13 protein-coding genes are annotated in these 14,182 nt (G+C 63.0%); 6 read left to right on the top strand and 7 right to left on the bottom strand.

What is annotated here, in order from left to right:
• Positions 1-365: 365 nt before the first annotated feature.
• The 4 genes from JOY50_RS26895 to JOY50_RS26910 are packed head-to-tail and all read right to left on the bottom strand — an operon-like array spanning position 366 to position 5,444.
• Positions 366-1,919 carry an ABC transporter substrate-binding protein gene (locus JOY50_RS26895; RefSeq protein ID WP_243056093.1) on the bottom strand — a complete coding sequence of 518 codons (1,554 nt, stop codon included), beginning with the start codon at positions 1,917-1,919 and terminating at the stop codon, positions 366-368.
• Positions 1,920-1,923: 4 nt separating this feature from the next.
• Entirely contained in the window at positions 1,924-3,123 is a 1,200-nt protein-coding gene (locus JOY50_RS26900) for an LLM class flavin-dependent oxidoreductase (protein ID WP_138736731.1), read from the bottom strand.
• A 12-nt stretch (positions 3,124-3,135) separates the two neighbouring features.
• Positions 3,136-4,359 carry a lipase family protein gene (locus JOY50_RS26905; RefSeq protein ID WP_243056094.1) on the bottom strand — a complete coding sequence of 408 codons (1,224 nt, stop codon included), beginning with the start codon at positions 4,357-4,359 and terminating at the stop codon, positions 3,136-3,138.
• 11 nt (positions 4,360-4,370) lie between these two features.
• A complete protein-coding gene (locus tag JOY50_RS26910) occupies positions 4,371-5,444 on the bottom strand; it encodes an ABC transporter substrate-binding protein (protein ID WP_243056095.1) in 1,074 nt (357 codons plus the stop codon).
• Positions 5,445-5,737: 293 nt separating this feature from the next.
• Between JOY50_RS26910 and JOY50_RS26915 the strand changes: the two genes are divergently transcribed.
• Positions 5,738-6,796, top strand: a complete 1,059-nt coding sequence (locus JOY50_RS26915; RefSeq protein WP_016486053.1) for a sigma-54-dependent Fis family transcriptional regulator — start codon at positions 5,738-5,740, stop codon at positions 6,794-6,796.
• Positions 6,797-6,939: 143 nt separating this feature from the next.
• On the opposite strand, the gene ttdB is transcribed toward JOY50_RS26915, so the two are convergent.
• Genes ttdB through JOY50_RS26930 form a run of 3 tightly spaced genes read right to left on the bottom strand, consistent with a single transcriptional unit; the run spans position 6,940 to position 9,829 of the window.
• A complete protein-coding gene (gene ttdB / locus JOY50_RS26920; RefSeq protein WP_003259286.1) occupies positions 6,940-7,548 on the bottom strand; it encodes a L(+)-tartrate dehydratase subunit beta in 609 nt (202 codons plus the stop codon).
• Positions 7,545-8,444 (bottom strand): L(+)-tartrate dehydratase subunit alpha, encoded by a 900-nt coding sequence (ttdA, locus tag JOY50_RS26925; protein WP_243056096.1) that lies wholly within the window; start codon positions 8,442-8,444, stop codon positions 7,545-7,547. Before ttdA ends, ttdB begins: the two co-directional genes overlap by 4 nt.
• A 53-nt stretch (positions 8,445-8,497) precedes the next feature.
• On the bottom strand, positions 8,498-9,829 hold the full coding sequence (locus JOY50_RS26930) for a dicarboxylate/amino acid:cation symporter (protein ID WP_132839780.1): 1,332 nt from the start codon (positions 9,827-9,829) through the stop codon (positions 8,498-8,500).
• Between the two features lie 194 nt (positions 9,830-10,023).
• Here JOY50_RS26930 and JOY50_RS26935 point away from each other — a divergent pair, with 194 nt between their 5' ends.
• The 5 genes from JOY50_RS26935 to JOY50_RS26955 all read left to right on the top strand — a co-directional run bounded on the left by JOY50_RS26935 (position 10,024) and on the right by JOY50_RS26955 (position 14,148).
• On the top strand, positions 10,024-10,935 hold the full coding sequence (locus JOY50_RS26935; protein WP_132839783.1) for a LysR substrate-binding domain-containing protein: 912 nt from the start codon (positions 10,024-10,026) through the stop codon (positions 10,933-10,935).
• Positions 10,936-11,087: 152 nt separating this feature from the next.
• The gene (locus JOY50_RS26940) at positions 11,088-11,342 is read left to right on the top strand and encodes a helix-turn-helix domain-containing protein (RefSeq protein ID WP_243056097.1); all 255 of its coding nucleotides are present in this window, start codon (positions 11,088-11,090) and stop codon (positions 11,340-11,342) included.
• Positions 11,326-12,558: a type II toxin-antitoxin system HipA family toxin gene (locus tag JOY50_RS26945; RefSeq protein WP_243056098.1), complete on the top strand. Its 1,233-nt coding sequence runs from the start codon at positions 11,326-11,328 to the stop codon at positions 12,556-12,558. Before JOY50_RS26940 ends, JOY50_RS26945 begins: the two co-directional genes overlap by 17 nt.
• 129 nt (positions 12,559-12,687) lie before the next feature.
• Positions 12,688-13,197: a sigma-70 family RNA polymerase sigma factor gene (locus JOY50_RS26950; protein WP_243056099.1), complete on the top strand. Its 510-nt coding sequence runs from the start codon at positions 12,688-12,690 to the stop codon at positions 13,195-13,197.
• Positions 13,198-13,200: 3 nt separating this feature from the next.
• Positions 13,201-14,148, top strand: coding sequence for a FecR domain-containing protein (locus tag JOY50_RS26955; protein ID WP_132839794.1), 948 nt, complete (start codon positions 13,201-13,203; stop codon positions 14,146-14,148).
• The last annotated feature ends 34 nt before the right edge of the window (positions 14,149-14,182 follow it).

Raw genomic sequence — 14,182 nt, forward strand, 5'->3', positions numbered from 1 at the left:
GGTGGGCAGGGCGTCGTCATCGGTCTGTTCGGCCTGCACGGTGACGGTTTGCAGTTGGGTGTCTTCGGCGTGGGCCAGCGTCGCGCTGGCGGCCAGAATGGCCAGCGCCAGGGCGCTGAGCGGGAATTTGGGGTGCAGCAAGGTCACGCGGGGCATTGGCTGGGCCTCGTTCAATAGCAGGAATGTGGGAGAAACGAGGGCGCAGCCGCGCCTGTGGTTGGTCTGGTTGTTGTGTTGTCTGTCCCGGCCCTATCGCCGGCAAGCCAGCTCCCACAGAGCCTGCGCAGGCCTGAAGGCTGGCGCTATCCCTGTGGGAGCTGGCTTGCCGGCGATAGGGCCGGGACAGGCGGTAGAGGGCCTGCAGGTCAACTTCTGAGCCACAGGCTCTCGAAGCGCCAGGTACTGAACAGCGACTGCTCCGCCTGTGCGCCACCCACGCGTGTGCTGACACTGTCGAGCAGGTCGGCAAAGCCCCAGATCAGCATGCCGCCGCGCTCGTACTGAATGCGTTGCGCGCGGTGCACCAGCGCCTTGCGTTGCTCCAGGTCCGGCTGCGCCATGGCGGCGAGGAAGGCCTCACTGAATTCGCGGTCGTGGAAGTGGGTCTTGTTGGCCACGGCGAACGGCGCGTCGGTGTGGATGGCACTGGCCAGGAATGGGGCACCGATGCTGCCACCTGTACTCAATGTCCAGTCGTCGCGCTGCGGGCCCTGGAAGGTGGCTAGGTCGACCTGGCGCACGTTGACGGTGACGCCGATGCGCCGGGCCTGCTCGGCCAAGACCAGGGCCGAAGCCAGCCCCGGCCCTGGTGTGGTCACCAGGTCCACCTGCAACTGTTCATGGCCGGCTTCGCGCAGCAACTGCGCTGCCCGCTGCGGGTCGTAGGGACGCGGGCCGATGCTGTGATCGAAGGTGGGATCGAACGGTGCATACAGGTCGTTGGCCACCCGGCCCTGGCCATTCAGCGCACGGCGCACTAGTTCCTCGCGATCGGCCAGCAGGCGGAACGCCTCCCGCACTCGCGGGTCGTCAAACGGCGCCTTGGCGGTGTTCATGTCAAACGACAGCCAGTTGCCGCTCACCGACTTCAGCAGCCGCAGCCGTGGGTCGGCCTGCAGCACCTGCAGGTGCTCTGTGGACATGACGTTGGCCATGTCGATCTGCCCGGCACGCAACGCCGCCAGGCGGCCGGTCTGGTCCTTGAAGTCGATGATCTCCAGTTCATCGGCGTAGGGCTTGCCAGGCTTGTAGTAGTTGTCGAAGCGGGTGAACAGCGAGCGCTGGCCCGGGGTGAAGCTTTTCAGCTTGTACGGCCCGGCACCGACCGGGTTGGTGACCGGGTGGTAATCCACCGGCACGATGCCGCCGAAGTTGACCCAGGTTTCCGGCAGCGGCAGGTAGCTGCGCCCTTCGCGAAAGCCCAGGCGCACGGTGCGGTCGTCCAGCTTGACCAGGTTGTCGCGGTCCACCCAGTGCAGCAGCGCCGCATAGGGCGAGGCCAGCTGCGGGTCGGTGAGACGGCGGATGGAAAAGATCAGGTCGTCGGCGTCGATGGTCTTGCCGTGGTGGAATTCCAGCCCCGGTTTCAGCCGCAAGGTCCAGCTGCTGGCATCGGCATTGGGCTCGGCGAACTCGGCCAAGGCCAGGCGCGGCTGCATCTGCTCGTCCCATTCCCACAGTTTGCTGTACAGCGCAAAGCCACGCACGATGCCGCTGCCAATGGGCTTGTGGGCGTCGAGGTTGCCGCTCTGGTTGCCGTCGATGATGCCCAGGCGCAGGCGCCCGCCATGGCGGGGCTGGTCGGCTGCAGCATGGGTCGGGCTTTCGGCCTGGCCGCAGCCGGCCAGCAGCCCGCCCGCCAGCACGCCGGCGTGGCCGAGGAAGCCGCGCCGGCTCAGTGGGTAACCGTCCCTGGCCATGGCGTCAGGCCCCGTTGCTGGCGTGCAGTTGCACGGGTTCGGCTAGCGGGCGGGCAAGGCCTGCGCGCTGTGCACGGAAGTGCGGCAGGATATGCTCGCCGATGCGATAGGCCTCTTCCAAATGCGGGTAGCCGGCGAGGAAGAACAGGTCGACACCGATGCTGTGGTACTCGCGGATACGCGCCACCACATTGGCATAGCTACCCACCAGCGCGCAGCCCGGCGGGACGCCGATGTAGCCGAAACCGGTCCACACATTGGGGTGGATGAAGAAGTCGTCGAACGCCTGCTGCCCGTCCTGGTCGCTGTAGCCGTGCTCGTAGCTCAGCTTGCGCGCCGTGCGCAGGCCAGCGTGGGCGGCGCGGGCCTTGACCGTGCCTTTGGCCACGCCTTCGTCGAAGAAGCGCTTGGCCTCGGCCAGCGCGGCTGCTTCGGTGTCGCGGGCGATCACGTCGATGGACAGGCCAAAGCGGATGTCGGTACGGCCCCACTTCAGCGCCCGGGCGCGGATGTCGGCGATCAGCGCGGCAATTTCGTCCGGGTGCTCGGCGCGCATCAGGTAGAAGTCGGCGTGCTTGGCGGCGAACTCGCGCGCTGCCACCGACGAGCCAGCGGTGCAGATCAGCGGCAACTCGGCTTTCTTCAGCGGGCCGCGCAGGCCACCGCCCTCGGCGCGGTAGTAGGTGCCTTCGTAGTGGAACTGCTCGTTGTTCCAATAGCCGCGCACCACGTCCATGAATTCGGTGGCGCGGGCGTAGCGTTGGTCATGGTCTTCAAAGTCGCCGACCTGGCGCTGGATGGCATCGGAGCCGCCGTTGATGATGTTCCACACCAGGCGGTTGCCGGTGGCGCGCTGGTAGGTCGCGGCCTGCTGCACGGCCACCCAGGGGGTGTAGTGATAGGGCTGGAACGCGGTGACGAATTTCAGCGTGCGGGTTTCCCGGGCCAGCAGCGAGCACACCGTCCACGGCTCCTCGCCGGTGGGGGCGTTGACCATCAGCGCGCCGCCAAAGCCGTTTATTTCAGCGGCGCGGGCGATTTGGCCGAGGTAATCGATATAGGTGAAGTGATCACCCACTGCAAACCCCGACACCGCACCGGTGCTGGGCCCGCCCGCATGCCAGTCGCCACGGTTGCGTGGGTCGCCGGGGAGGAACTGGGTTTCGCCATGCAAGGGCAGGCGGGTGAAGAATTCGATACTCATGGGCGGGCCTCCTTACTGGACGCTTGGGCTGCAATTGGGGGTAACCGGCTGGCCGCTGATGACCTGGCGGGCGAAGGGGATCGAGTCCTTCAGCGAGGCATTCACCGTTTCGCTGTGGCCCAGGCCCTTGTACAGGTGGCCCTGCACCACCGAGCCGGCCTTGCAGGCGTCCTGCATCAGCGCCACCTGGGTGGCGGCGGCGGGGGTCTTGTCCTCGGCGCCGGTGCCGATGAAGATCGGCTGGGCCAGTTTCAGGGTCGGGTACGACACCTGCGCCAGCCATGGCTTGAGCTGGTCGCCCTTGTAGTCTTTCTTGGCGTTGGCCGGGGTCAGACCTGTGCCGACCACGTCGCTGACCAAGGATGACAGGCAGCTGGTGCGCGCCTGCTCGAACAGCGGCAGGGCCTTGTCGGTGTAGAAGTCGCGCGGGTCGATGCTCGGATCATACTGCTGCGCAGCCAGCAGGGTGTAGAAGCCATAGGCCAGGGCCGGGTCGACCTTGTCCTGGTCCTGTTCACCGACATTCTTCGAGCCCACGGTGTAGATCACCCCCGTGCCGATACTGCCCTTGACGCCCAGCTTCGGCGCATAGGTCGCCGCATAGGCACCCGCGGCAAAGGCCCCCGCGCCACCTTGCGACTGGCCTATGATCAGCACTTTGTCTGCCAGCCCTGGCACGCCGGCTACCACAGCCTTGGCCGCATCGAGAATGCCGTAGGCCGCCATGCGGTTGTTCAGCAGCGGGTGGCCGCCCGGTACACCGAGGCCTTGGTAGTCGGTGGCGACGATGGCGTAGCCCTCATCCAGCCAGCGGTTGAGGTATTGCACGTCGCGGTAGCTGCGGCCAGCCCAGGACGGCGCGCAGATATCTGCCACGCCGACGGTGCCGTGGCCCCAGCTGGCGACCGGCCAGCCGCCTGCCGGTGCTTTACCTTTCGGAATGAACAGTGCCCCGGAAACCACGATCGGGGTCTTGCCGTCGATGCCATCCAGCGAGGTGTACAGAATGCGTTGTGCGCTGGCCGCATTGGGCAGGCTGAGCGCCTGGTCCAACGGTTCGCTGCGCAGCAGTTTCCCAGGCGTGGCGGGGATGGCCTTGCTCCAGGTGTAGAAGGCCGACACACGGCCATCGCCCTGTTGCGGGTCAGGTTTGGGCGCGTAGGTTTCGGCGGCCATGGCACCGATGGACAGGGCCAGGGCGCTGAGGCCGAAGACGAGCGAAGCAGGCAGTTTCATGGGTAAGGCTCTCAAGGTTGTTGGCTGATCTGGGCGTCGAGGGACGGCCAGTAGTGGGTCAGTTGCAGGTCGATCAGCGCCTGGCGGGTAAAGCCCGTGGCCAGGTCGCTGCTAATGTCGTAGGGCGTGCGGATCAGGCGGTTGGCCAGGGCGTACTGGCCCAGGGCGTCGTAGTGGGCCTTGAGCTGGGCATCGCTTTTCGGCGCCCAGCGCGCCTTCCACGCGACCGGGTCGTCCTGGTCGTCTCGGCGCAGCACGCTTTCGCTCACACCGGCGCGCGAAGACAGCCCGTAGTAGGCGTCGCGGTTCTGCTCCTGGGAGATCCACCAGGCTGCGCGCACCCAGGCGGTGGCCACCAGCTGCGTCAGGTCGGCGTGCTGCTGCACGAAGCGGTCAGTGCCCCACAGGTCCGAGACCAGCCGCCAGTCGTTGGCGCCTTGCTTGGTCGACCAGAGGATGCGCGCGACGCCTTTGTCTTCCAGGGCGTAGGCTTCGTTGAGCAGCACCGCGGCGTCGACCTTGCCGGCGGACACTGCAGCGGCGCCCACCTGTGGGTTGAGGTTGGCGATCTTGAAGTCACTGAGTGCCAGGCCCTGGCTTTGCAGGAAGTTGCTGAAGGCGAACTCCCATGGGCGGCCGCGGTGCAAGGCCAGGCGCTTGCCCTTGAGGTCCTGGATGCTGCGCACCGTCGAGTCGCTCGGCACCACCAGGTAGATGTTGTTGCCGCTGCCACCCGGTACCACCAGCTTGCCCGGCACCTGGCCGGCACCGGCGATGACCGAAGGCAGGTCGCCGCGTACGGCAAAGTCAAGGCTGTCGTTGCTGAAGCCTTCGTTGATCTGCGGCCCGGCGCCGGCATGGGGCAGGGCGGTCCATTGCAGTTTCACGCCGCGGGCGGCCAGTTGCTGTTCCAGCCAGCCCTCTTCAATCACCCGCCCGGGGATGCCGCCGAACACCGGCGCACCACCCTGGGTAAAGGCGACGATGGCGATGCGCACCGCCGCCGGTGGCTCGGCTGCCAGCGCAGCCAGGCTGAAGAACAGGCCGCCCAGCAGGGCGAGGGCATTACGCCAGGGATTGTTCATGTGCAGCTCCAGGCAAAGGTTCTACAGGCCAAGAGCGAAATGCATGCCAGCATGCCATGAAGGAGCTACAGCCCTTTATTTACAGGGGCTCCAGCCAAGGGGAAGTGGGTATGGAATTAAAGGTCTGCTGGTCGACAGGCAGGCGAGTGCTGCCGGGTTGCTGCTGTAGCAGCAATCGGTTGCTGGAAATTTTAATATTCCAAATTCGAATATCTAAATATTAATTAATAATTTTTTGATCTAATTTGTTTCATGCACTATGGGCCTGCGCGTCAACTGCCAGGAATGCCCCTATGTCGCTGATCACCCACCCCAATGCCCGCGAGCTGACCAAGTCGGTACGTGCCACCGTGCTCGTGTTCAAGGACCCGCGCTCCCAGGAGCTGCTCAGCCGCATCGAGCGCCTGGCGCCCAGCGAGGCCAATACCCTGATCATCGGCGAAACCGGCACCGGCAAGGAGCTGGTCGCCCGTCATATCCACCACCTCAGCCGCCGTGGGCGCGAACCATTCGTGGCGGTGAACTGCGGTGCTTTTGCCGAAACCCTGGTGGAGAGCGAGCTGTTCGGCCACGAGAAAGGCGCGTTTACAGGCGCCACCAGCAACAAGGCCGGCTGGTTCGAAGCGGCCAATGGCGGCACATTGTTCCTGGATGAAATCGGCGACCTGCCGCTGAACATGCAGGTGAAGTTGCTGCGGGTGCTGCAGGAGCGTGAAGTGGTGCGCCTGGGCTCACGTACGCCGATCCCGATCAATGTGCGGCTGGTGGCGGCGACCAACGTCAACCTGGCCGATGCGGTGGTGGCGGGGCATTTTCGTGAAGACCTGTTCTACCGCCTGCATGTGGCGACGATTCGCTTGCCGCCGCTGCGCGAGCGGCCGGGGGACATCCTGCCGCTGGCGGAATTTTTCATCGAAGAGCATTGCCGACGCCTGGGTTACGAGCGTGCCTCGTTGAGCCCGGATGCCGAGCGCAAATTGCTGGCGCATAGTTGGCCGGGCAACATCCGCGAGCTAGAGAATGCCATTCACCATGCGTTACTGGTCTGCCGGTATCAGGTGGTGGCACCGGCGGATCTGCACTTGGTCGATATGCGGCCACAGGTGGCGGCGCCTGCGGCCCATGCGTACTTGCCGGCAGCGAGCGCAGCACCGCCTGACCTGGAAAGCGCGTTGCTGGCGTTGTTCGAGCAGAACGTGCCGAATTTGTATGAGCACATCGAGGAGACGGTGTTCAGGGCGGCGTATCGGTACTGCCACGGCAACCAGTTGCAGACAGGGCGGTTGCTGAACATCAGCCGCAACATCGTGCGGGCGCGGCTGGAGAAAATTGGCGAACTGTCGAAGGCTTGATTTGGTTGTCTTGGGGCTGCTTCGCAGCCCATCGCCGGCAAGCCAGGCTCCCACAGGGACTGCGTATGCCCTGAGGCTCATGCGATCGGGGTGGGAGCTGGCTTGCCGGCGATGGGCCGCACAGCGGCCCCAAAGTGGCTTGATTATTTGATGAAGCGCACCTGGCTGTTGATTTTCTCGATCACTGCCCCTTTACGCTCGTTGAAGCGGGCCTTGTTCTGCTCGAACAGGTTGTTGCCCTTGGTATCGATGGAGATGATCAGCGGCCCGAACTCGCGAACACGGTTCACCCACAGCGTCTCCGGCATGCCCAGGTCCTGCCACTCCGCACGCTCGATCTCTTCCACCTGGGTTGCAGCCAGCACTGCACAACCGCCCGGGAACACCGCATGCACCGCCTTGTTTTCCAGGCAGCCGGTGGTGGTTTCAGGCCCCATGCCACCTTTGCCGACAATCAGCTTCACACCGGTCTGCTCGATGAACTGCTTCTCGAACTTTTCCATGCGCATGCTGGTGGTCGGGCCAATGGAAACCATCTCGAAGCTGCCATCGTCTTTCTTCCTGACGATGGGGCCTGCGTGGAAAATCGCACCGCCACGCAGGTCAACCGGCAGTTCGCGGCCCAGCTCGATGAGGCGCCGGTGTGCCACGTCACGGCAGGTCACCAGTTGGCCGGTGAGGTAGACGACATCACCGACGTTGAGGTTGGCCAGGTCTTCGTCGCTGATCGGTGTGCTCAGGATCTTTTTCACAGTACTACCCCTTCGTGCGAGAGGATGTCGTAGGACAGGTCGGCGTTGATGCGGATCTTGCCGCGACGGTGCGCCCAGCATCCGGTGGACACTGCCACGCCGATGGTGGAAGGGTGGCGGGCCGAGGACTCGATGTTCACGCCCATTACGCTGCTATTGCCGGTGAGCCCCTGGGGGCCGATGCCGATTTCGTTCAGGCCGTCCTCCAGCAGCTTTTCCATCATTGCCGCGCTTTCGTTGGGGTGGCTGGAGTCCACCTCGCGCAGGATGGCCTTCTTCGACAGGCGTGCCGCAGTTTCCACCGAGGTCGAAACCCCGACCCCCACCAGCAGCGGCGGGCAGGCGTTGACACCGCGAGAGGTGATGACATCGAACACGAACTCGGTCACCCCTTCATAGCCTTGCCCCGGCATCAGCACCTTGGCCGAACCTGGCAAGGTGCAGCCGCCACCGGCCATGTACACATCGACGATGGCGTAGTCGGCATCGGGGATGATTTCCCAGTCCAGCCACGGGATTTTCGAGCCGGTGTTGGTGCCGGTGTTCTTCTCGATAAAGGTTTCCACCGCGTTGTGGCGCAACGGCCCCTGGATGGTGGCTTCCTTGGTGGCGTTCTCGAGGATGCTTTCCATCTCACCCAGCAGCGGGAAGCGCGCCCCGGCCGAGACGAAGTACTGGATCACGCCGGTATCCTGGCAGCTGGGCCGGTTGAGCTTGTCGGCGTACTCCTGGTTGTCGGCCATCGAGTCGTACACGGCGATGGCCAGTGGGTTGGTTTCGGCGGCGCGTAACTTGGCGGTCTTTTCCTTCACGTCTTTGGGCAGGCGTTTGCCGATATAGGCGGTGAACTTGGCCATCACGTCGGTAAGCGATGACACGGCGGTTTCTTTGTCCATGATTATTTCCTCACTGCATCACAAGGCGGGTTCTTTTTGCTGTTATCGAAAGGTCAGGGTGTGGGTGTGCCGGCCTCCAGTTGTGCAAGGGCAGGGCGGGTCTCAGCGGGTTCTGGTTCTGCCGGTAGCTGGCCGTCCAGGGCCTGGGCCATGCGTTGCTTGTCCAGTGCACCGACCCAGTTGGCGATAGCCACGGTGCCGACGGCATTGCCAATGGTGTTGGTGATGGCGCGGGCTTCGGACATGAAGCGGTCCACGCCCAGCAGCAGCACCATGCCGGCCACCGGAATGTTGTCCATGGTCGCCAGGGTTGCGGCCAGGGTGATGAAGCCCGAACCGGTCACCCCAGCAGAGCCCTTGGAGGTGAGCAGCAGCACGCCAAGCACGAGCAGTTGGTCCATCAGGGTCAACGGCGTGTTGGTGGCCTGGGCGATGAAGATGGCGGCCATGGTGTAGTAGATGCACTGGCCATCCGGGTTGAAGGTAAGGCCCGAGGGGATCACCAGGCCCACCACCGGTTTTGACACGCCTACCTTTTCCAGCTTGTTCATCAACTGCGGCACCACCGACTCGGACGAGCTGGTGCCCAATACCGTGAACAGCTCTTCCTTCAGGTACTTGAGGAACTTCCACAGGTTGAAGCCGGACAACCGGGCAATGGTGCCCAGCACGATCACCACGAACAGGAAGCAGGTCAGGTACATGGTTGCCATCAGCTTGCCCAGCGACACGATGGAGCCCAAGCCGTACTTGCCGACGGTGAAGGCCATGGCGCCGCAAGCGGCCAGCGGGGCCACGCGCATGATCATGCCGACGATGAAGAACATGCCGTGGGAGAAGGCCTCCAGCACATCCACCATGGGCTTGCCGCGAGGGCCAAGGTGCGAGAGGGCGATGCCGAACAGGGTGCTGAACAGCAGGATCGGCAGGATCTCGTTCTTGGCGAAGGCGTCGGTCACGCTGCCGGGTATCACATGCAGCATGAAGTCGATGAAGCCGCCGCTGTTGCCGGCAGCGGCAGCGGTGTAGGTCGAGATGCTCTTGGCGTCGAGGGTGGCAGGGTCGACGTTCATGCCCTGGCCGGGCTGTACGAGGTTGACCACCACCAACCCCAGTACCAGGGCGAAGGTGGACAGCACTTCGAAGTAGATCAGCGCCCGCACACCCACGCGGCCGAGTTCCTTCATGTTTTCCATCTTGGCGATGCCCAGCACCACGGTGGCGAAGATGATGGGGGCGAAGACCATCTTGATCAGTTTGATGAAGGCGTCGCCGATAGGCTTCAAGTCTGCGCCCACCTGTGGCCAGAACACCCCGATCAGCACCCCGAGGGTTACGCCGATCAATACCTGTACGTAAAGCTTGCCGAACAATCGCTTGGCCATTGCCGTCTCCGAATTATTGTTGTGAGTCGGATTTATCTGGCGGCCGGGCTGATCGTGGGGTGCAGGTCACACCTGGCCTTGGCGGCCGAAAAGCCCAGCTTCTTTGTGGTTAATCACGCAGGGCAAAAGGTAATGGTTTTTTAAAAGTGCTGTAATACAATGAAATTCAACTCATTGTTTCCTTCAGGTTAATTATGAATCCGGTATCGGAGCTGGCGTTTTTCACCCAGCTGATCAGGGTGGGCAGCCTGGCGGGCACCGCGCGCGAACTGAACCTGACGCCGCCCGCAGTCTCCAAGCGCCTGGCGCAGCTGGAGCAACGCCTGGGCGTGCGGCTGCTTAACCGCACCACACGCAGCATCAGCCTTACCGCCGAGGGCGAGACCTACCTGGTGAATGCCCGGCGGATACTGGGTGAGATCGAGGAAATGGAGCGGCAGGTTTCCAGCAGCCGTGCCGAGCCCAAGGGCCTGCTACGGGTCAATGCACCGTTGGGTTTTGGTCGTACGCATGTGGGGCCGGCCGTGTCGTCGTTTGCCAACCGCTACCCAGAAGTAGAGGTGCAGTTGCACCTGACCGACCGCCCCATCGCCCTGCCGAACGATGCCATCGATGTGGCTATCCGCTTTGGTGAGCTGCCTGACTCGCGCCTGATTGCCCGCAAGATCGCGGCCAACCGCCGCCGGTTGTGCGCGGCGCCCGCTTACCTGGCGGCCCACGGCACCCCAGAAGCGCCAAAAGACCTGGCCAGCCACAACTGCATCGTGTTGCGCCAGAACGATGCTGCGTTCGGCATCTGGCGGCTCAGCCGCGGCAAGCAGAGCGAGTCGGTGAAAGTGCGCGGTAGCCTGAGCACAAACGATGGCGAGGTCGCCCTGAACTGGGCCCTCGATGGGCAAGGCATCCTGATGCGCGCCGAGTGGAACCTGGCTGACCACCTGCGCAGTGGGCGGCTGGTGGAAGTGCTGGGTGATTACCACACCCCGCCTGCGGACATCTATGCGGTGTACCTGGAGCGCCTGAACCTGTCGGCCAAGGTGTCGTGCTTTGTCGGGCACTTGAGGACGTTCTTCCGCCAGGGAGAAACCCTGGCTGCGTGGCAGTGAGCCGGTTTGCAGATGGTGTGCAGTCGGCTCAAGGCTTGCCGAAAACCTTGGTTCTCATGGCCGTCAAGAAACGCCTGTACAGATTAATTTGAATCAAATACGATGCATTTATGTGGATTTCTAAATTATGCATTGTATACGGTGCAAAATTTATGGATGGTTTAGGCAAACTGATCAAGAAGCTGCGTAAAGATGCCGGGCTTTCCCAGGCCCAGCTCGCGCAGCGTCACGGCATGAGCCGTGCGACCATCTCTGGGATCGAGAACAACTCGATCCCCGAAGTCGGCATTCGCAAGGTTGCAGCAATCCTGGAGGGTTTGGGATACGAACTGACGGCCATGCCCAAGCGCCGGCGTCGAACACTCGATGAGCTGAAGGCCGGGGGTATCCATGATCAGTTCGAGTGATCGCTTGTACGTCGGCGCGGGCGACGCCACTGTCGGCACCCTGGGGCGCAGTAACGAAAATCCGCGTGACACGGTCTTCACTTACAACCCATCGGCTGGCGAAGCGCAGGCCGTCTCTCTGACCATGCCAACGCGCCTGGAGAGTTACAAGTGGGAGTATGGAATTCACCCCTTGTTCGAGATGAACCTTCCGGAAGGACACCTCAAGGAAGAGCTGATGCGGCGGTTCAGCAAGTCGGTGCGCGGTTTTGACGATTTTGCCTTGCTTGGCATCGTCGGCCCCCACCAACTGGGTCGGATCAGCATCGCCCAGCATCTGGGTGACGACCCCTTTCCAGGCATGAACCTGGCCAGCTTGCTGGTTCACGACGGTGCAAACGACCTGTTTGCCGAGCTTTTGAGGACCTACGCGGCCTACTCAGGCGTATCAGGTGTTCAGCCCAAGGTGCTGGTGCGGGATATCGATGCTAGCGCCCCCGATGTTGATCGGGTCACCCACCGCGGGGCCACACACCTGGTCAAGGCATTCAACGAATCAGATTTCCCTCAGTTGGCGGCCAACGAGTATTTCTGCATGCGGGCGGCATTGCATTGCGGGCTTGAGGTGCCTGAATTCCAGCTTAGTCAGCAGGGCAGGTTTCTGGTTGTTCGACGCTTCGATGTCGGCGCCAACGCGTACCTGGGCTTTGAGGACATGTGCGTGCTCTCGGGGTGGGGCACGCGCAAGAAGTACGATGGCAGCTACCAAGGCTGCGCGCAGTTGATCAAGCTGTATGTCACGCCTGGTCGGGTACCTCGTGCGCTGGAAGACTTTTTCACCATGGTTGCGTTGTGCGCCGGTATCCAGAACGGCGATGCTCATTTGAAGAACTTCGGCCTGCTCTACGAGAACTGTGCCGAGGACGCCGACATCTGGCTGGCGCCGGCGTATGACTTGGTGACCACGACGGTGTACAGCAGCCACGACATCATGGGGCTGTTGCTGGGCGGCTCGAAAGCGTGGCCCAAGCGCAAGATGCTGGTGCAGTTTGGGCGCACCGCGTGCAACCTGACGCAAGCGCGTTGCGAGGAGTTGCTCAACCGAGTGGAAGTCGGCATGAATCGTGCGATGGCGGAGCTTTCAGATTATCGCAACAGCCATCCGGCCTTCGAGCCTGTAGGGGAGAAGATGGCCGCTGCGTGGGCCTTGGGGTTGAACAGAAGCATTGTGGCCTAGGCTCCTTCGAACCCTGGTTCACTGTTTCACAAGCTGTGTTTCCAGTCAGCTGCGCAAAGCAATTGCGAAACCCGGTCAGACTCGGGTTAAATGAGAGTCATTACTAAAGACGCTCTCATCGGTTCTACCATGTCCTGTGCTGACCCTTCGTTGCAAAAAGCCGTGCACACGCTTTACGAGGACCATCATTCCTGGCTGTGCGGATGGCTGCGCAGCAAGCTTGGGTGTATGGAGCATGCCGCCGACCTGGCCCAGGACACGTTCATGCGGGTGCTGACCCTGCGCAAGGCGGCGGAGCTGCAACAGCCACGGGCGTACCTGAGCAGTGTCGCCCGTAGCCTGATGATCGACATGTTCCGGCGGCGTGCCGTGGAGCAGGCCTACCTGGAAACCCTCGCGGCACGGCCCGAGCATGTAGAGGTTTCGCCCGAGGCTCGCCTGGTGATCATCGAGACCCTGCTGGAAATCGATCGACTGCTCGATGGCCTGGGCACGCGTACCCGCGAGATCTTCCTCATGGCCCAGCTCGATGGCCTGAGCTATGTGGAAATCGCGCAGCGCCTGGATGTTTCGCTCACCACCGTCAAAAAACACGCCGTGCGGGCACTGACCCACTGCCTGATGCTGGCCGAGGCCTGAGCCATGGCGGGTGCTGAACCATTGGACCGCAACACACTAGAGGCTGCCGCACGCTGGTATGTCGAACTGCGCTGCGAGGCGGATGACACCACGCGAGCGGCGCATCAGCGGTGGTTGCTGAGCGACCCGCGACACCTGCAGGCCTGGGAGTGCCTGGCACGCTTGCAGGGCAAGCTGGCGCAGGTCACACCCGGTATTGCCCGGCCGACGTTAAGCAGTGCCAGGGCCAAGCGACGTGAGGTGCTCAAGGTGTTGTCGCTGTTGTTGGTCACGGGCGTGACAGGGGGTGTGGTGTTGCATGATGGCGGCGTTGCGCGGTTGATGGCCGACGTGCGCACAGGCGTTGGCGAGCAGCGTTCGTTGCGGCTGGACGATGGCAGCCAGTTGCAATTGAACACCGACACTGCTGTTGATATTCGCTACGACGGCCAGTGGCGCGCACTTGAGTTGCTGAAAGGGGAGATTCTGGTGCAGACCGCATCGGATGTATTGTCTCGGCCGTTCATCGTGCATACCGGGCAGGGTAGCGTCCGCGCACTGGGTACGCGTTTTATCGTGCGCTGCGACGCCGACGTTACGCGGGTGTGCGTGCTGCAGCATGCGGTGCAAGTGGGCAGTGCACAGACCATGTCGGCTGTGCGGGTAGAGGCCGGGCAACAGTTGGAATTCGGCACCGAAAAGATGGGCAGCGTAACACCGCTAGCGGCGATGGCAGACGCCTGGTCCCGCGAGATGCTGATTGTGCATGACTGGCGCCTCGCCGATGTCGTGAGTGAACTGCAGCGGTATCGGCCCGGGTACCTGGGCTGTGATGAGACCGTGGGCGGGTTGCGACTGTCCGGGGCGTTTCACCTGGGCGACATTGATATTGTCCTGGAAAACCTGACCACCACGCTGCCTGTGCGCATTCGTCGCTTCAGCCGGTACTGGACGCGCGTCGAGGCTGCTTGAAGCCTGATGCCGGCAGTGGAGCATTAGGTCTGCT

It is taken from the genome of Pseudomonas sp. BP01 (genome assembly GCF_022760795.1).
In the GTDB taxonomy this organism is placed as follows: Bacteria; Pseudomonadota; Gammaproteobacteria; order Pseudomonadales; family Pseudomonadaceae; genus Aquipseudomonas; species Aquipseudomonas putida_Q.